Consider the following 17,839-nt stretch of genomic DNA (forward strand, 5'->3'; position numbering starts at 1 on the left):
ATCCGTGCCGCAGGTGCTCAGGCCTGCACGAGGTTCGGAATGCCCACGTCGGGGTTCACGTCGGCCTCGTAGTCCACGCCTTCCACCCCGAAGCCGAAGAGCCGCAGGAACTCGGCCTTGTAGCCCGCGAAGTCGCTGATGGCGTTCAGGTTCTCGTCGGTCACCTGCGGCCAGAGTTCGAGCACGCGGGCCTGCACCTGCGGCGCCAGTTCCTTGTAGTCGGCGCGCAGGCGGCCTTCGTCGTCGATGTGCGGTGCGCCGCCGCAGAGGCTGTCGGCGTAGAGGCCGTGCACCTGCTCGATGCAGCCCTCGTGCGTGCCCTGCGCCTTCATCACCTTGAACAGCAGCGACAGGTACAGCGGCATCATCGGAATCGCCGAGCTGGCCTGCGTGACGACCGCCTTCAGCACCGATACCCGCGCGTCGCCGCCCTTCGCGGCCAGCGTCTCGCGAATGCCCAGCACCTTCTGGTCGAGGTCTTTCTTGGCCGCGCCGATGGAGCCGTTCCAGTAGATGTCGTGCGTGATCTGCTCGCCCAGGTAGGTGAAGGCGGTGGTCCTGGCGCCGTCGGCCAGCACGCCGGCCTGCTGCAGGGCGTCGATCCACATCTGCCAGTCTTCACCGCCCATCACGGCCACGGTGTTGTCGATCTCTTCCTGTGTCGCGGGCTCGAGCACCGATTCCTTCACGGTGCCGCTGTCGGTGTCGAGCCCGCGCAGGGTCACCGGCTTGCCGATGGGCTTGAGCACCGAGTTGAAGACCTGGCCAGTCTTCGGATGCGTGCGGCGCGGCGCGGCCAGGCTGTAGACCACGAGGTCGACCTGCCCCAGATCGGCACGGATGGCGTCGATGGTCAGCTGCTTCACCTCGTCGGAGAAGCCGTCGCCGTTGATGCTCTTCGCATAGCGGCCCTCGGCCTCGGCGGCGCGATGGAACGCGGCGGTGTTGTACCAGCCGGGCGAGCCGGGGCGGTTCTCGCTGCCCGCGCGCTCGAAGAACACGCCGAGCGTGTCGGCGCCGCAGCCGAAGGCGGCGGTGATGCGCGCGGCCAGGCCATAACCGGTGGACGCGCCGATGACCAGCACCTTCTTCGGGCCGCCCGAGATGGGAGGCCGGGCCTTGACGTAGTCGATCTGTTGCCGGACGTTGGCTTCGCAACCCGTCGGATGGGTCGTCACGCAGATGAAGCCGCGCACACGCGGTTTGATGATCATGGAGAACTCGCTGGATGGGATATCTGGAAAGAGCGGCCGGGGCATGCCTGGGGAGAGCACGCTTTTGTTCGCGACCGGCCGGTCGGCGACGTGAATTTAACCCAGCGCGAAAGCCGCACCTTCAGCAGCCCCACAGGCATGCACAGGCCGGCGTGCCACTCATAGCCCCGCGCACATGTCGATATATGAATTGACCATTTAATGATCCGAGGTTTTATTGATATGGTCTCGCCCTGCTTTCCCTGAAGGAGAAGAACATGCGCTTGAACCTGATTGCCGCGGCAGTTGCCGCCTCCTCCCTGCTGCTCGGCACCGTCGCACACGCTGACCAGCTGGCCGACATCAAGAAGAAGGGCGAACTGGTCGTCGGCGTGCTCGGCACCGACGAGCCGGCGACCTTCATCGATCCGAAGACGCGCCAGATCGTCGGCTACGAGGTCGATCTGGTGAACGCCATCGCAAAGAAGATCGGCGTGAAGCCGGTGCTCAAGCAGATCGCGGTGGCCGCGCGCATTCCGGAACTGCAGCAGGGGCACGTCGACCTGGTGGCCGCAGGCCTCACGCACAACAAGGAGCGCGAGGCGCAGATCGACTTCTCGCTCACCACCTTCGTCACCGGCCAGAAGGCCATCGTGAAGAAGGACAGCGGCATCACCGACGTGCCGCAGCTCGCCGGCAAGAAGGTGCTGACCATCCGCGGCGGCACGCAGGAGCCGAACATCCGCAAGGCCGTGCCCAACGTCGAGGTGGTCACCTTCGACACCAGCCAGCAGGCCTTCCAGGCGCTGCAGCAGGGCAAGGGCGTGGGCTATGTGGACGACGAGGCCGCGCTGCTGCGCAGCTACGCCAAGCTGGGCCCGCAGAAGGCGCAATACGTGGTGCTCAAGCAGAACCTGAGCACCGAGGCACTGGCCATCGGCATCAAGAAGGGCGAGGCCGGCCTGAAGGCGGTGGTGGACGACACGCTGCGCGAGCTCGAGAAATCGGGCGAGGCCGAGAAGATCTTCATCAAGTGGTATGGCCCGAACACGGCGTCGGGCTTCCAGACGCGCGACTTCAAGCTCGACAGCGACAAGATCGACTGAGCCTGTCTTTCTCCTTCCCCCGCCGGGGGAAGGCCGGGATGGGGGCGCGTGGCCCCGCCCCCTCGCGACGGTGATACTGTCGCCCCTCATGCCCCTGTTCGACTATTCCTTGCTGCTCACCGGCAAGTACCACGACATGCTGGTCGCGGGCCTGCTGCTGTCGCTGCAGCTGCTCGCGGCCGCGCTGGTGCTGGCCCTGCCCATCGCGCTGGTGGTGGCGCTGCTGCGGCTGTCGCCCTTCGCGCCGCTGCGCTGGCTCGGCTTTGCGTACGTGGAGTCGATCCGCAACATCCCGCTGCTCGCGCACATGCTGTTCTGGTACTTCGGCGCGCCCGAGCTGCTGCCCGAGGGCATCAAGCAATGGCTCTATGCGGGGCACATCGAGGCCTTCAGCGCGGTGATCGCGCTGGCGCTGTACACGGCGGCCTTCATGGCCGAGGACATCCGCAGCGGCATCCGCGCGATTCCGCTGGTGCAGTTCGAAGCCGGGCGCGCGATGGGCTTCAGCTACCTGGCCACCATGCGCCGCGTGGTGCTGCCGCAGGCGCTGCGCGTGACTGTTCCGCCGCTCATCTCGCAGACGCTGAGCCTTTGGAAGAACACTTCCATCGCCACCGTGATCGGCGTGGCCGAGCTGATGTACCAGGCCGGGCAGGTCGAGAGCGCGACCTTCCGCAGCTTCGAGTCGTTCGCGTTCGCGAGCGCGGCGTACCTCACCGTCTCACTGGCCATCACAGGGCTGGCAACTTGGTACCACCACCGCTATCCGGTGCGGACGATATGAAGCACTCCCCCAGGCTGCGCGCACTTCGTGTCGCTTCTCCTCCCCCCTCGCCGGGGGCAACACCGGCGGCCCGGCAAAGCCGGTTCCGCGGTGTTTTCGGCCTCGGCCGTGCCGGTTCCGCGCATCGCGAGCCATGTGAAGCGGGAGCTGAGCGCTGATGCTTCAGATCATCAACGACTACTGGGTCTACTTCCTCATCGGGCAGTACCCGAACGGCCCGCTCGGCGGGCTGGTGCTCACGCTGCTGCTGGCCTCCTGCGGGCTGGCGCTCGCGCTGCCGCTGGGCATCGTGCTGGGCCTGGCGCGCGTGAGCCCGTGGCGCTGGCTGCGCTGGCCGGTCACGGGCTTCGTGTTCGTGGTGCGCGGGCTGCCGCTCCTGATGGTGATCTTCTGGGCCTACTTCTTCCTGCCCAGCGTCACCGGCGTGAAGACCGACCAGTTCACCACCATGCTGATCGCGCTGGTGGTGTTCGATGCCGCCTATCTCGCCGAGATCGTGCGCGCCGGCATCCAGGGCCTGCCGCGCGGGCAGATGGAAACCGCCCGCGCGCTCGGCCTGGGCTACGGCCGCGCGATGCGGCTCGTGGTGCTGCCGCAGGCGCTGCGCAGCATGCTGCCTTCGCTGGTGAACCAGTTCGTCTCGACCATCAAGGAAACCTCGCTGGGCTACATCATCGGGCTGGCCGAGGTGTCGTTCATCGCGACGCAGATCAACACGCAGGTGTTCACCAAGCCCGCGCAGATCTACCTGATATTGGGCGGTACGTATTTCATTCTCTGCTTCGGCCTGTCGCGCTTCGCCTACTGGCTCGAACGCCGGCTCGCGCGCCGCGGCATCTCCACAGCCACCGCCAAGGTGTCCGCATGATCGAACTCGAAAAAGTCAACAAGTGGTACGGCAGCTACCACGCGCTGGTCGACGTGACCGAGACCATCCGCAAGGGCGAAGTCGTCGTGGTGTGCGGGCCGTCGGGCTCGGGCAAGTCGACGCTGATCCGCACCGTCAACCGGCTGGAGCCGATCCAGTCGGGCCGCATCGTGGTCGACGGGCAGGACATCCATGCGCCGGGCCTGGACGTGAACGCCTTCCGCTCGCGCATCGGCTTCGTCTTTCAGCAGTTCAACCTGTTCCCGCATCTCACGGTGCTGCAGAACTGCACGATGGCGCCCATGCAGCTGCGCGGCCTCACGCGCAAGGAAGCCGACGAGCGCGCGATGGCGCTGCTGCACCGCGTGGGCCTGTCGAACAAGGCCGACGCATGGCCGAGCGAGCTGTCCGGCGGCCAGCAGCAGCGCGTGGCCATTGCGCGCGCGCTGGCCATGCAGCCGCCGCTGATGCTGTTCGACGAACCCACCAGCGCGCTCGACCCCGAGATGGTCGGCGAGGTGCTGCTGGTGATGCGCGACCTCACGCGCGACGGCATGACGATGGTCTGCGTGACGCACGAGATGGGCTTCGCGCGCGAGGTGGCCGACCGCGTGCTGTTCATGGACGAAGGCAAGGTGCTGGAACGCGCCACGCCCGACGACTTCTTTAACCGCCCGCAGCATCCGCGCGCGCAGCAGTTCCTGTCCGACATCCGATCCCCTTTCTCGAGAGACGCATGACCGACGCATCGCTCCCCCTCATCGACGTTTCGGCGCTCGTTGCCGGCTCCCTCGGGCGCGAGGCCGTCGCCTCGCAGATCGGCGCCGCCTGCCGCGCGCACGGCTTCTTCTACGTGACCGGCCACGGCGTCGACCCCGCGCTGGTGCGGCGGCTCGAAGATCTGAGCCACCGCTTCTTCGACCTGCCCGAGGAAACCAAGATGCAGTGGCGCATGGCCCTGGGCGGTCGCGCATGGCGCGGCTACTTTCCGCTCGGCGGCGAGCTAACCTCCGGCCGGCCCGACTGGAAGGAAGGCCTCTACCTGGGCACGGAGCTGCCCGCCACGCACCCGCTGGTGCAGGCGAAGACGCCGGTGCATGGGCCCAACCTGTTCCCCGACGTGCCGGGCTTTCGCGAAACCATCCTCGACTACATGGCGGCCGTCACGCAACTCGGCCACCGGCTCATGGAAGGCATCGCGCTGAGCCTGGGCCTGCCGGCCGGCTACTTCGCCGAGCGCTACACGGGCGATCCGCTGATCCTGCTCCGCCTGTTCAACTATCCGTCGCAGCCGGTGCCGGAGGGCCTGGACGTGCAATGGGGCGTGGGCGAGCACACCGACTACGGGCTGCTCACGATCCTGCACCAGGACCACATCGGCGGCCTCGCGGTGCATACGCCCGGCGGCTGGATCGACGCGCCGCCGGTCGCGGGGTCGTTCGTCTGCAACATCGGCGACATGCTCGACCGCATGACCGGCGGGCTCTACAAGTCGACGCCGCACCGCGTGAAGCGCAACACCTCGGGGCACGACCGGCTGTCGTTTCCGCTGTTCTTCGACCCGAACTTCGAGGCGCGCGTGCAGCGCATCGAGGGCCTGTCGGGCGCCGAGGCACGCGACGACAGCGCCGAGCGCTGGGACCGCGCCAACGTGCACGCCTTCAGCGGGCGCTACGGCGACTACCTGCTGGCGAAGGTGTCGAAGGTGTTCCCGCAGCTGCGCGACGAAGTGCTCTGAACAGCCGGCGACGGCTCGTCGAGAAAGGCGTCTTCCCAGCGCTCGATGTCGGCGTCGGGGTCCGAAATGGGCACGAGCTTGTCGCTGCGGCAATAGAAGGTCCAGCCCTCGAACAGCACGTCGTAGTACGTGCCGGGCAGGTAGCGCTCGCTCGGCGCTTCGTAGGGCGGCGAAACCACTTCCACGATCCGGCCCACCGCACGCTCGGTGAAGGGCGACGCCAGGCAGCTGTCGACCACATGGCAGAGCGTGCCGATCTTGATCATGCGGGTTGCTTTCCCTGCGTCCCGGCCGGCGACGGAAACCAGCGCGGCAGGTGCGGCACCGCGTCGTGCAGCGACTCGAGCACATGGAACGCCCGGCCAGTGATGGCCTCGGGCGGATGCTTGAGGTCGGGCACCACCACGACCCGCAGCCCCGCCGCCAGCGCCGCCTTAGCGCCGTTCTCGCTGTCCTCGAAGGCGATGCACTCCGCCGGATCGACGCCCAGCCGCTCGGCTGCCAGCAGGTAGAGCGCCGGATCGGGCTTGGCGCGCGCCACCTCGTCGCCGCCCGCGAAGGCCGAGAAATGGTGCAGCAGGCCCAGGCTGCCGAGGCAGGCCTGGATCTGCCCGCTGGTCGACGACGAAGCCACGGCGCAGCGCGTGCCGCGCCCACGCAGCGCAGCCAGGAACTCGGCCGCGCCGGGCTTGACGGGAAACAACGGCGTGCCGTCGGAGCGCTCAAGCTGCAGGCGCCGGCGCACATGGGCCGCGGCGTGGTCGTAGGCGTCCGGCCCGCCCAGCAGCGACGCCAGGATGTGCTGCGACTCGGTCATGGCCAGCCCCACCACCTGCAGGTACTGGCTGTGCGAAAGCTCGATGTCGAGCGTGCGGGCGGCCTCGATCCAGGCGGCCATGATCGGGCGCTCCGAATCGATCAGCAGCCCGTCCATGTCGAAAATTGCGGCGGCGAACATCGGGGCATCCTAATGAAAAAGGGGCCGAAACGGCCCCTTTGAAACAAACAACCGCTGCGCGCGCTGCGGTTCGGCAGCCTGGTCAGTCGCGCGCCAGCGCCCGGTTGAGCCCCAGCGCGGCCAGCGTGGCGACGGCACCCGACAGCAGGTACACGCTCACATAGGCCAGGCCGAAGTGTGCCGACAGGCCCAGCGCGACCAGCGGCGCGAACGCAGCGCCGACCAGCCATGCCACGTCGGCCGTCAGGGCGGCACCCACGTAGCGGTACTTGGGCGCGAAGTTCGAGGTCACGGCGCCGGCTGCCTGGCCGTACGACAAGCCCAGGATCACGAAGCCCACCAGGATGAAGATGTCCTGGCCGATGCGCCCGCCGTCGAGCAGCGTGGGCGCGAAGCCGCTGAACGCGGCGATCACTGCAGCCAGGCCGCCCAGCGTGAAGCGGCGGCCGATGCGGTCGGCCAGCAGGCCCGAGGCCACGATGCCGGCGGCGCCGAGCACAGCGCCGATCATCTGCACGACCAGGAATTCGGTGACGGACTGGTCGGAATACAGCGTGATCCAGGACAGCGGGAACACGGTGATCAGGTGGAACAGCGCATAGCTGGCCAGCGCGGCGAAGGCGCCGATCAGCACGTTCGAGCCTTGCGAGCCGACCAGTTCGGTCACGCTGGTGGGTTCCAGTTCGCGCTCTTCGAGCAGGCGGGAGTATTCGTCGGTCGCCACCAGGCGCAGGCGGGCGAACAGCGCCACCACGTTGATCGCGAAGGCCACGTAGAAGCTGTAGCGCCAGCCCCAGTCGAGGAAGTCTTCCGACGGCAGGCTCGAATACAGGTACGCGAACAGCGCGCTGGCGATGAAGAAGCCGATGGGAGCGCCCAGCTGGCCCAGCATGGCGTACCAGCCGCGGCGGTTGGCCGGCGCGTTCAGCGCGAGCAGCGACGGCAGGCCGTCCCACGAGCCGCCCAGCGCCAGGCCCTGGCCGAACCGGAACACCGACAGCAGCACGATGGCCGTGAAGCCCAGGCTGGCGTAGCCCGGCAGGAAGGCGATGCCGGCGGTGGACGTGCCGAGCACGAAAAGCGCCAGGGTCAGCTTGGCTTCCCGCCCGAACCGTCGCTGGATGGCCATAGAGATGACCGTTCCGAACGGACGCGCAATGAAGGCGAACGAGAAAATCAGGAAAGAGTAGAGAACGCCTTCAAGATGTTGCTCGAACGGGAAGAAGACCGCAGGAAACACCAGCACCGAGGCGATGCCGTAGACGAAAAAGTCGAAATATTCGGATGCGCGGCCGATGATCACGCCAACCGCGATCTCGCCGGGGGCGATGTGCGAGTGGTCGTCACCCTGCCGGGCGCCGGCTTCGGGCGAGTTCGGCAGCGGATGGGCGCCTTGCGGACTGATGCTGGACGTCGTCATTGCTTCTGTAATTCGGGTGTCACCTCAGGAAGTGACACATGGGATCATGGACAACCTATAGCGTCTCACCGAAACACATTTACCGCCATAGGACAAAACGTCCAATAGGCGAAACCCGTCTTCGGGCGTAGATTGTGGGGTCTTTTTGCGTCGCCCCCGCACCTCTTTTCCCCCGGCATGCACATCCTCAAGAACTTTCGCCGATCGCTCCTGCTGCTTCCCGCCGTCCTCCTGGCGGGCTGCAACACGGTGCTGATGAACCCATCCGGCGACATCGCCCACCAGCAGGGACGGCTCATCGTCGTCTCCACCGTGCTGATGCTGATCATCATCATCCCGGTGATCGCCCTGACCATCTTCTTCGCCTGGCGATACCGCCAGTCGAACAAGGAGGCCACCTACAGCCCCGACTGGGACCACTCCACCCAGCTCGAGCTGGCGATCTGGGCGGCGCCGCTGCTCATCATCATCGCGCTGGGCGCGATCACCTGGATCAGCACCCACGTGCTCGACCCCTACCAGCCGCTGCGCCGCCTCGACGCCCAGCGCCCGATCCCCGCGGACACCAAGCCGCTGGTGGTCGAAGTGGTGGCGCTCGACTGGAAGTGGCTGTTCATCTACCCCGAGCAGGGCATCGCCACGGTGAACGAACTGGCCGCGCCGGTCGACCGCCCGATCAGCTTCAAGATCACGGCCTCCTCGGTCATGAACTCCTTCTTCATCCCCGCGCTGGCCGGCCAGATCTACGCCATGCCCGGCATGGAGACCAAGCTGCACGCGGTGATCAACAAGCCGGGCGAGTTCGACGGCTTCTCCGCCAACTACAGCGGCGCGGGCTTCTCGGGCATGCGCTTCAAGTTCCACGGCCTGAGCGACGGCGACTTCGACCAGTGGGTCCAGAAGGTCAAGGCCGGCAAGGACGGCGAACTCACGCGCGAGCTCTACAAGAAGCTCGAGGCTCCCAGCGAGCGCGAGCCCGTGCGCCACTACGCCGCCGTGGACCCCGCGCTGTACGACGCCATCCTGAACCTGTGCGTCGACCGCAACAAGATGTGCATGAAGGAAATGATGGCCATCGACGCCGACGGCGGCATGGGCAAGCCCGGCGCCTTCAACGTTGCCACCAAGCAAGCCTGGCTGACCGATTCCCTCGACACGCCCAAGCGCAAGTACGTCACCGCGATGTGCACCACCGAAGAATAAGATGTTGCAGAACCTAGACCTGACGAAGCTCGTCTTCGGCCGCCTCACCTGGGAGGCGATTCCCTACCACGAGCCCATCCTGCTCGCGACCTTCGCGGGCGTGGTGCTGGGCGGCATCGCCGTCCTCGGCGCGATCACCTACTTCAAGCTGTGGGGCATGCTGTGGCGCGACTGGATCACCAGCATCGACCACAAGAAGATCGGCATCATGTACATCATCCTGGGCCTGGTGATGCTGCTGCGCGGCTTCGCCGACGCCCTGATGATGCGGGCCCAGCAGGCCATGTCCTTCGGCGACAACGCCGGCTTCCTGCCGCCGCACCACTACGACCAGGTCTTCACCGCCCACGGCGTGATCATGATCTTCTTCGTGGCGATGCCGCTGGTCACCGGCCTCATGAACTTCGTGGTGCCGCTGCAGATCGGCGCGCGCGACGTGGCCTTCCCGTTCCTGAACAACTTCAGCTTCTGGATGACCACCTTCGGCGCCGGCCTCGTGATGGCGTCGCTGTTCGTCGGCGAGTTCGCCAAGACCGGCTGGCTGGCCTATCCGCCGCTGTCGGGCATTCTCTACAGCCCCGACGTGGGGGTCGACTACTACATATGGTCGTTGCAGATAGCGGGGGTGGGCACATTGCTGTCCGGCGTGAACCTGCTGGCGACCATCGTGAAGATGCGCGCGCCCGGCATGACCATGATGAAGATGCCCGTCTTCACCTGGACCGCCCTGTGCACCAACGTGCTGATCGTCGCCGCCTTCCCGGTGCTGACCGCCGTGCTGGCCCTGCTGTCGCTCGACCGCTACGTCGGCACCAACTTCTTCACGAACGACATGGGCGGCAACGCCATGATGTACGTGAACCTGATCTGGATCTGGGGCCACCCCGAGGTGTACATCCTGATCCTGCCGGCCTTCGGCATCTTCTCGGAAGTGGTCTCCACCTTCTCCGGCAAGCGCCTGTTCGGCTACGCCTCCATGGTGTACGCCACGGTCGTGATCACCATCCTGTCCTACCTCGTCTGGCTGCACCACTTCTTCACCATGGGCTCCGGCGCCAGCGTGAACTCGTTCTTCGGCATCACGACGATGATCATCTCGATCCCGACGGGGGCGAAGATCTTCAACTGGCTCTTCACCATGTACCGCGGCCGCATCCGTTTCGAGCTGCCCATGATGTGGACCATCGGCTTCATGATCACCTTCGTGATCGGCGGCATGACCGGCGTGCTGCTGGCCGTTCCCCCGGCCGACTTCGTGCTGCACAACAGCCTGTTCCTGATCGCCCACTTCCACAACGTGATCATCGGCGGCGTGCTGTTCGGCATGCTGGCGGGCATCACCTACTGGTTCCCGAAGGCCTTCGGCTACAAGCTCGACCCGTTCTGGGGCAAGTGCTCGTTCTGGTTCTGGATCGTCGGCTTCTGGTTCGCCTTCATGCCGCTGTACATCCTGGGCCTGATGGGCGTGACCCGCCGCATGAGCCACTTCCAGGACATGTCGCTGCAGATCTGGTTCCAGATCGCCGCCTTCGGCGCCGTGCTGATCGCGCTGGGCATCGCCTCGTTCATCATCCAGCTGGTGGTGAGCTTCATCCGCCGCGAATCGCTGCGCGACACCACGGGCGACCCGTGGAACGGCCGCACGCTGGAATGGTCGACCTCGTCGCCCCCGCCGGCCTACAACTTCGCGTTCACGCCGCGCGTGCACGACAACGACGCCTGGTCCGACATGAAGGCGCGCGGCTACGAGCGTCCGCTGGAAGGCTTCAGCCCGATCCACATGCCCAAGAACACGGCCGCCGGCTTCATCATCGCTGCGCTGGCAGCGGCGTGCGGCTTCGCGCTGATCTGGCAGATGTGGCTCGTGGCCGGCATCGGCTTCGTCGCGATGCTCGCCGCCACGATCATCCATACCTTCAACTACAAGCGCGACTACCACATCCCCACGGAAGAAGTCGTCCGCACCGAAGAAGCGCGCACGCGCCTGCTGGCAGCCAATGTCTAACAGTTCCGCCCTCTCCCCCAGCCACGCGAACACCGTGGGCAACGCCGCGAGCGTGCCCACCTTCGAGCTGTTCAACGTCCGCAACGAAGACCATCATCCGGAGAACGGGACCCTGCTGGGGTTCTGGCTCTACCTGATGAGCGACTGCCTGATCTTCGCCTGCCTGTTCGCGGTGTACGGCGTGCTGGGCCGCAGCTACGCGGCCGGCCCCTCGGGCGCCGACCTGTTCGACCTGCCGCTGGTGGCGATCAACACCTCGCTGCTGCTGCTGTCGTCCATCACCTACGGCTTCGCCATGCTGCAGATGCAGCAGCGCCGCATGGGCGGCGTGCTGGTGTGGCTGGCCATCACCGGCCTGCTGGGCGCGGGCTTCATCGGCCTCGAGCTGTATGAGTTCGCGCACCTGATCCACGAAGGCGCCGGCCCGCAGCGCAGCGCGTTCCTGTCGTCGTTCTTCGCGCTGGTGGGCACCCACGGCCTGCACGTGACCTTCGGCATCGTCTGGCTCATCGTGCTGATGTTCCAGCTGCCCAAGCACGGCTTCACCGCCGCCAACCGCCGCCGCCTGATGTGCCTGTCGATGTTCTGGCACTTTCTGGACGTGGTCTGGATCGGCGTCTTCACCTTCGTGTACCTGATGGGATCGCTGCAATGAGCGCGCATATCGAAACCGCCGGCCATGGCGCACATGGCCACGACAGCCATGACCACCACGACGATGGTCCGGTGAGCCACAGCACCTTCAAGGGCTACATGACCGGCTTCGTGCTGGCCGTGATCCTCACCGCCATTCCGTTCTGGCTGGTGATGGCCAAGGTGTTCGACAAGCCGAACACCACCGCCCTCGTCATCCTGGCCTTCGCCGTGGTGCAGATCGTGGTGCACATGGTCTATTTCCTGCACATGGACGCCAAGTCCGAAGGCGGCTGGAACATGCTGGCGCTGATCTTCACGCTCGTCGTCGTGGTCATCACGCTGGCCGGTTCGCTGTGGGTCATGTACCACATGAACACCAACATGATGCCGCACTCGATGCACGACATGAAGAACATGCCCTGATGGCGCCGGCAGTCCGCCAGCGCTCCACCGCCGCACGGGTGGCGCTGGCGGTCCTTGCCGCCATCGCCTTCTTCGGCTTTCTCGCGCTCGGCACCTGGCAGGTCGAGCGCAGGGCCTGGAAGCTCGATCTCATCGCCCGCGTCGACCAGCGCGTGCATGCCCCGGCCACCACGGCCCCCGGGCGAAACGAATGGCCCACCGTCAACGCGGCCAACGACGAATACCGGCACATCCGCATCGCCGGCACTTTCCTCCACGACAAGGAAACCCTGGTGCAGGCGAGCACCCGGCTCGGCGCAGGCTTCTGGGTGCTGACCCCGCTGCGCGCGGCCGACGGCACCGTGGTGCTGGTCAACCGGGGCTTCGTGCCTCCCGAGGCGCGCGAGCGCGCGGCCCGCACCGCGGCCGAGCCCCAGGGCGAGACCACCGTCGCCGGCCTGCTGCGCCTCACCGAGCCCAAGGGGGGCTTCCTGCGCACGAACGACCCGGCAGCCGACCGCTGGTTCTCGCGCGACGTGCAGGCCATTGCCGCCGCGCGCGGCCTGGCCGACGTGGCGCCCTACTTCATCGACGCCGAAGCCGCGCCCGCCCCGGCCGGTACGCCGGCCTCCCAAACACCCGCCTGGCCCGCCGCGGGCCTGACCGTCATCGCCTTCCCCAACAGCCACCTGGTCTACGCACTGACCTGGTATGGCCTGGCGCTGATGGTGCTGATCGCAGCCTGGTTCGTGCGCCGCAGCGAAAATGCGGCCGATGCCGACGCCCGCTCCACCCCACAAGATGCCCGCCGCGACTGAGGCCGTCGCGGTCGCGGGGGAGCTTCATGCCCCCCGCGCCGGCGTCGCGAGCCTCGACAACGCCACCGGCCACCAGAACATGCAGCAGCTGATCCAGCTGCGCTGGTTTGCCGTGGTCGGGCAGGTCGTCACCATCCTCGTGGTGCACTACGGCTTCGCCATCCGGCTGCCGCTGGACCACATGCTGCAGGTGCTGACCTGCCTGGCGCTCTTCAACATGGTGAGCCTGCTGCGCGCGCGCAGCCACCGGCGCGTGACCAACGGCGAACTGTTCCTCGCGCTGCTGGTCGACGTGGCCACGCTCACGGCCCAGCTCTACCTGAGCGGCGGCGCCACCAACCCCTTCGTGTTCCTGTTCCTGCTGCAGGTGACGCTGGGCGCGGTGCTGCTGAAGCCCTGGTCGACCTGGACCATCGTGGTCATCACCAGCATCTGCTTTGCCGGGCTGGCGCTGTTCTCGCGTCCGCTGGCGCTGCCGCTGGACCACAACCGGGGCCTCTGGAGCCCCTACATCCAGGGCATGCTGGTGTGCTTTGCGCTGAACGCCGCGCTGCTGGTGATCTTCATCACCCGCATCAGCCGCAACCTGCGCGCCCGCGACGCCCGGCTGGCCGACCTGCGCCAGCGCGCCTCGGAGGAAGAACACATCGTGCGCATGGGCCTGCTGGCCTCGGGCGCGGCGCACGAACTGGGCACGCCGCTGGCCACGTTGGCGGTGATCCTGGGCGACTGGCGCCGGCTGCCGCACTTCAGCTCCGACCCCGAACTGCTGACCGAAGTGGCCGAGATGGAGCTGCAGATCCAGCGCTGCAAGAGCATCGTGAGCGGCATCCTGCTGTCGGCCGGCGAGGCGCGCGGCGAGTCGTCCGAGGAAACCACCGTCAGCACCTTCCTGGACGACCTGATTGAAGAATGGCGCACCACGCGCCCCATCGAGGACTTCGAGTACGACAACCACTTTGGCCGGGACCTGCCCATGGTTTCCGACTCGGCCCTCAAGCAGATGATCTGCAACGTGCTGGACAATGCGCTGGAGGCGTCGCCGCACTGGCTGCGCCTGGAGGCGGCGCACGACGCCGACGCGCTGACGATCACTGTCACGGACGCGGGCCCCGGCTTCCTGCCGGCCATCCTGAAGGAGTTCGGCAAACCCTACCAGTCGAGCAAGGGCCGCCCGGGCGGCGGGCTGGGGCTGTTCCTGGTCGTGAACGTGGCGCGCACCGTCGGCGGCCGGGTCGCCGCGGGTAACCGGCCCGAGGGCGGCGCGATCGTGAAGATCACGCTGCCCCTGGCAGCCATCGTGCTGGAAGAAGAGGAAGACGAGGAAGAGGACGACGAGCAGGAACCCGCGGCCCTCGACCACCACGGCACCACTGAAACACAAGGCCATGACCGAAACCGAAGCTGAGCGCCAGTTGCTGATCGTCGAGGACGACGATGCCTTCGCGCGCACGCTCGGCCGTTCGTTCGAGCGCCGCGGCTACGTGGTGACGCACGCGAGCAACCTCGAGGAGACCGGCGCCCTGCTGGAAACGCTGTCGCCCGGCTATGCGGTGGTCGACCTCAAGCTCAACGGCGAGGCCTCGGGCCTGGCCTGCGTGCAGATGCTGCACCGTCACAACGCCAAGATGCTGATCGTGGTGCTGACGGGCTTTGCGAGCATTGCCACCGCAGTGGAGGCCATCAAGCTCGGCGCCTGCCACTACCTGGCCAAGCCGTCGAACACCGACGACATCGAGGCCGCCTTCGGGCGCGCCGCCGGCACCACCGAGGTCGAGCTGACCAACCGCTCCACCTCGATCAAGACGCTCGAATGGGAGCGCATCCACGAGACGCTGGCCGAGACCGGCTTCAATATTTCAGAAACCGCGCGCAGGCTCGGCATGCACCGGCGCACGCTGGCGCGCAAGCTGGGCAAGCAGCAGGTCAAGTAGCCAGCAACGCGTGGCACGCTTCTGGCAAGCTTGATGCCGCAAATCCATTTTTCATGAGGTTCCGCTCCTGATGACTGCACCTGCACAGACCCGTTCCTCGCCTCGCGCTTCAGTGCTGGCGGCCCGCGACCAGACCGCGATGGAAGAACTCTTCAACGCCCTCAGCCACGGCCTGGGCCTGGCGCTGGCCATCGCGGCGCTGCCCATCCTGGTCTACAGCGCTGCGCAGAAGGGCCAGGCGGCCGGCGTCGTCGGCGCCTGCCTGTTCGCGGGCACGGCCATCGTGCTGTACCTGATTTCCACCCTGTACCACGCGCTGCCGATGGGCCGGGCCAAGGCCTGGTTCAACCGGCTGGACCATGCGGCCATCTACCTGTTCATCGCGGGGAGCTACATGCCCTTCCTGTTCGGCGTGCTGCGCGGGCCGCTGGGCTGGACCCTGTTCGGCGCGATCTGCGCCGCGGCCGCGCTGGGCGTGAGCGCCAAGCTGTTCAACCGGCTGCGGCATCCGCTGTGGTCGACGGGGCTCTATGTGGCGATGGGCTGGATGGCGCTGATGGCGGCCGTGCCGCTGTACGAGCGCATGTCGGCGGCCGGGCTGGGCTGGCTCGTGGCCGGTGGGCTTTTCTACACCGCCGGTGCAGTGGTGTTCCTGTTCGACAACAAGGTGCGCTACGCCCACTCCGTCTGGCATCTGTTCGTGCTGGCCGGCAGCACCTGCCACTTCTTCGCCGTGCTCTGGCATTCGCACGGCTGATCTGCCTGGCTCAGTAATGCGGCGGCAGTTCGTCGCGCGGGTTGCGGGCCGCGCCGTCCTGTGACGCGTTCTGGCTCTGCTCCCTGAGCTGCGTGACCTGCAGGATCAGCCGGTCGATCTGCTGCTGTTGGCGGTAGATCGTCATGTTCAGCTGGTCCAGCAGGTCTTCGGCGTAGCTCGACTTGATTTCGAGCTCGGTCACGCGCGGTTCGAGTTCGTTCGGTTGGTTTTCCATGGTGCCGCTATTGGACAGGAAGACCGCCTGAAGTTTTGTGACGCCGCGCCCAGCCGCGCCAGACGCTGGCATCGGGTGGCTGCGCAGGCCGAACCCTGGTCGCGGTCTTTCTCCCTCCCCTCCCGGGGGAGGGCCGGGGTGGGGGCAGGCGGCGCTCGAAAAATCCCCGCGCAAAAACCATCGCCGCGTGCCCCCATCCCAACCTTCCCCCGGAAGGGGAAGGAGCAAGACAGGGCCCTTCAGCAGGCCGGCGACTCCAGCGCCGCCGCGCTTGCCTCCGGATGCGTCTGCCCGCGCAGGAACACAAGCACCACCAGCGCCGTCAACACGGTCACCCCAGCCAGCACGCACAGCAGCGTGCCGAACGCTGCACCGTACGCATGCAACAGCGCGGCACGGTCCACGCCGGGCAACAACGCCAGGGCCTGCGGCAGGTCGCCCGTCGTCACGCGTTGCGCCGCCTGCGACGCGCCCGAAGACGATCCCAGCTGCAGCGCCACCAATGCCGTCAGCCCGGCGCCCACCAGCGCCAGCGCAATGCCCTCGCCTGCCACCCGCACCGTGTTGAAGATGCCCGAGGCCATGCCCGCCCTTTCGCGCGGCACCACGCTCACGGCAAGGCCGTCCATCAGGCCCCAGGGCAGGCCGATGCCGCCGCCGATCAGCAGCAGCGGCCACACCATCACGCCAAGCGGCGTGCCCGGCACGCTGCGGCTGAGCCAGAAAAGCCCCGCGGCGCACACCAGCAGCCCCACGGCCGAGATTGCACCCGCCGAGAACCGGTGCGAGAGCGATGCCGCCAGCGTCGGCACGACAAGGATCGGCCCCGAAAGCGCGAACATGAAGGCCCCCGCCTCGATCGCGCCGCGCCCCTCGAGCCCCACGAAGCGGATCGGCAGCAGCACCAGCAGCACCACGAACCCATAGGCCGGCGCCGCGGCCAGCAGTTGCACGCCGACGAAACGCGGAAAGCGGAACAGCGACAGGTCGAGCATCGGGTGCGCCACGCGCCGCTCGATGGCGACGAAGGCCGCGCCCATCAGCGCCGCGCCGGCCAGCGCACCGATGACCCAGGGGCTGCCCCAGCCGCTGTCGGGCGCCTGCAGCACACCCAGCGTGAGCAGGCTCAGCGCGGCGGTGAAGCTGAGCGTGCCCGGCATGTCCAGGCCCATCGCGTTCGGGTTGCGCGACTCGCGCATGCTCACCGACGCGATGCACAGCGCCAGCAGGCTCACCGCGCCCGGGCTCAGCATCACCGCCTGCCAGCCGAAGCCTTGCGCGAGCCAGCCCGAGAGAATCGAGCCGCACGACAGGCCCACGCCGAAGGAAGTGCCGATCAGGCTGAAGGCCCGCGTGCGCGCGGTGCCGTCGAACACCTGGGCCAGCGCCGCCGTGCCCGCCGCGAAGGCCGCGGCGGAGCCGAGCCCCTGCAGGGCACGCGCCAGATCGAACGAAACGATGCCGGGCGCCAGCGTGAGCAGCGAACTGCTCGACGCCACGACGGCAAGCCCCAGCAGGAACACGCGCTTGCGGCCATACGCGTCGGCCAGCGCACCGGCCGCCATCAGCGTCGCGCCGAAGCTCAGCATGAAGGCGTTGGTCACCCAGTTGAGCTGCACCGGGCTGCCGCCGAGCGCGTCGCGGATCGCGGGCAGCACCACCGCCGGGCCGGTGAAGCTCAGCGGCATGCCCAGCGCCGCGAGGCACACGGCAGCCAGCAGCCAGTTCCTGGAGGATGACGAAGAAGACATCGGAAAAAGGTGCTTTCGCACGAAAGAAGAC

The 17,839-nt window shown here is 67.2% G+C and carries 19 protein-coding genes; 13 read left to right on the top strand and 6 right to left on the bottom strand.

The window, feature by feature from the left end:
• Positions 1 to 17: 17 nt before the first annotated feature.
• A complete protein-coding gene (fabV, locus tag QRN67_RS17035) occupies positions 18 to 1,214 on the bottom strand; it encodes an enoyl-ACP reductase FabV (protein ID WP_285412787.1) in 1,197 nt (398 codons plus the stop codon).
• A 257-nt stretch (positions 1,215 to 1,471) separates the two neighbouring features.
• Here fabV and QRN67_RS17040 point away from each other — a divergent pair, with 257 nt between their 5' ends.
• From QRN67_RS17040 to QRN67_RS17060, 5 genes are all read left to right on the top strand, one after another.
• Positions 1,472 to 2,299, top strand: a complete 828-nt coding sequence (locus QRN67_RS17040) for an ABC transporter substrate-binding protein (protein ID WP_285412788.1) — start codon at positions 1,472 to 1,474, stop codon at positions 2,297 to 2,299.
• 88 nt (positions 2,300 to 2,387) lie between these two features.
• Complete coding sequence (locus tag QRN67_RS17045; protein WP_081265921.1) at positions 2,388 to 3,083, top strand: amino acid ABC transporter permease; 696 nt, start codon at positions 2,388 to 2,390, stop codon at positions 3,081 to 3,083.
• Between the two features lie 157 nt (positions 3,084 to 3,240).
• A complete protein-coding gene (locus tag QRN67_RS17050) occupies positions 3,241 to 3,951 on the top strand; it encodes an amino acid ABC transporter permease (protein WP_285412789.1) in 711 nt (236 codons plus the stop codon).
• Entirely contained in the window at positions 3,948 to 4,691 is a 744-nt protein-coding gene (locus QRN67_RS17055; RefSeq protein ID WP_285412790.1) for an amino acid ABC transporter ATP-binding protein, read from the top strand. The genes QRN67_RS17050 and QRN67_RS17055 overlap by 4 nt, the downstream gene beginning before the upstream one ends.
• On the top strand, positions 4,688 to 5,689 hold the full coding sequence (locus QRN67_RS17060) for an isopenicillin N synthase family dioxygenase (RefSeq protein WP_285412791.1): 1,002 nt from the start codon (positions 4,688 to 4,690) through the stop codon (positions 5,687 to 5,689). Before QRN67_RS17055 ends, QRN67_RS17060 begins: the two co-directional genes overlap by 4 nt.
• Here the strand turns inward: QRN67_RS17060 and QRN67_RS17065 are convergent.
• From QRN67_RS17065 to QRN67_RS17075, 3 genes are all read right to left on the bottom strand, one after another.
• Positions 5,632 to 5,955 (bottom strand): hypothetical protein, encoded by a 324-nt coding sequence (locus QRN67_RS17065; RefSeq protein ID WP_285412792.1) that lies wholly within the window; start codon positions 5,953 to 5,955, stop codon positions 5,632 to 5,634. The genes QRN67_RS17060 and QRN67_RS17065 overlap by 58 nt on opposite strands.
• Positions 5,952 to 6,647 (bottom strand): HAD family hydrolase, encoded by a 696-nt coding sequence (locus QRN67_RS17070; RefSeq protein WP_285412793.1) that lies wholly within the window; start codon positions 6,645 to 6,647, stop codon positions 5,952 to 5,954. The genes QRN67_RS17065 and QRN67_RS17070 overlap by 4 nt, the downstream gene beginning before the upstream one ends.
• 82 nt (positions 6,648 to 6,729) lie before the next feature.
• Positions 6,730 to 8,067, bottom strand: a complete 1,338-nt coding sequence (locus tag QRN67_RS17075; RefSeq protein WP_081265927.1) for an MFS transporter — start codon at positions 8,065 to 8,067, stop codon at positions 6,730 to 6,732.
• Between the two features lie 177 nt (positions 8,068 to 8,244).
• On the opposite strand from QRN67_RS17075, the gene cyoA reads away from it, so the two are divergent.
• From cyoA to trhA, 8 genes are all read left to right on the top strand, one after another.
• Complete coding sequence (cyoA, locus tag QRN67_RS17080; RefSeq protein WP_081265928.1) at positions 8,245 to 9,270, top strand: ubiquinol oxidase subunit II; 1,026 nt, start codon at positions 8,245 to 8,247, stop codon at positions 9,268 to 9,270.
• Between the two features lies 1 nt (position 9,271).
• A complete protein-coding gene (gene cyoB, locus QRN67_RS17085) occupies positions 9,272 to 11,275 on the top strand; it encodes a cytochrome o ubiquinol oxidase subunit I (protein ID WP_081265929.1) in 2,004 nt (667 codons plus the stop codon).
• Positions 11,268 to 11,930 (top strand): cytochrome o ubiquinol oxidase subunit III, encoded by a 663-nt coding sequence (gene cyoC, locus QRN67_RS17090; protein WP_081265930.1) that lies wholly within the window; start codon positions 11,268 to 11,270, stop codon positions 11,928 to 11,930. Before cyoB ends, cyoC begins: the two co-directional genes overlap by 8 nt.
• A complete protein-coding gene (gene cyoD, locus QRN67_RS17095) occupies positions 11,927 to 12,334 on the top strand; it encodes a cytochrome o ubiquinol oxidase subunit IV (protein ID WP_081265931.1) in 408 nt (135 codons plus the stop codon). Before cyoC ends, cyoD begins: the two co-directional genes overlap by 4 nt.
• A complete protein-coding gene (locus QRN67_RS17100; RefSeq protein ID WP_285412794.1) occupies positions 12,334 to 13,131 on the top strand; it encodes an SURF1 family protein in 798 nt (265 codons plus the stop codon). Before cyoD ends, QRN67_RS17100 begins: the two co-directional genes overlap by 1 nt.
• Positions 13,115 to 14,539 (top strand): ATP-binding protein, encoded by a 1,425-nt coding sequence (locus QRN67_RS17105; RefSeq protein WP_234382374.1) that lies wholly within the window; start codon positions 13,115 to 13,117, stop codon positions 14,537 to 14,539. The genes QRN67_RS17100 and QRN67_RS17105 overlap by 17 nt, the downstream gene beginning before the upstream one ends.
• On the top strand, positions 14,520 to 15,065 hold the full coding sequence (locus QRN67_RS17110; protein ID WP_081265933.1) for a response regulator transcription factor: 546 nt from the start codon (positions 14,520 to 14,522) through the stop codon (positions 15,063 to 15,065). The genes QRN67_RS17105 and QRN67_RS17110 overlap by 20 nt, the downstream gene beginning before the upstream one ends.
• A gap of 70 nt (positions 15,066 to 15,135) precedes the next feature.
• Entirely contained in the window at positions 15,136 to 15,822 is a 687-nt protein-coding gene (trhA, locus tag QRN67_RS17115) for a PAQR family membrane homeostasis protein TrhA (RefSeq protein ID WP_106937095.1), read from the top strand.
• 10 nt (positions 15,823 to 15,832) lie between these two features.
• On the opposite strand, the gene QRN67_RS17120 is transcribed toward trhA, so the two are convergent.
• Positions 15,833 to 16,057: a SlyX family protein gene (locus tag QRN67_RS17120; RefSeq protein ID WP_081265935.1), complete on the bottom strand. Its 225-nt coding sequence runs from the start codon at positions 16,055 to 16,057 to the stop codon at positions 15,833 to 15,835.
• A 239-nt stretch (positions 16,058 to 16,296) separates the two neighbouring features.
• Positions 16,297 to 17,808 (bottom strand): MFS transporter, encoded by a 1,512-nt coding sequence (locus QRN67_RS17125; protein WP_285412795.1) that lies wholly within the window; start codon positions 17,806 to 17,808, stop codon positions 16,297 to 16,299.
• Positions 17,809 to 17,839 lie beyond the last annotated feature (31 nt).

Origin of the sequence: Variovorax sp. efr-133-TYG-130, assembly GCF_030208835.1 — a bacterium.
GTDB lineage: Bacteria > Pseudomonadota > Gammaproteobacteria > Burkholderiales > Burkholderiaceae_C > Variovorax.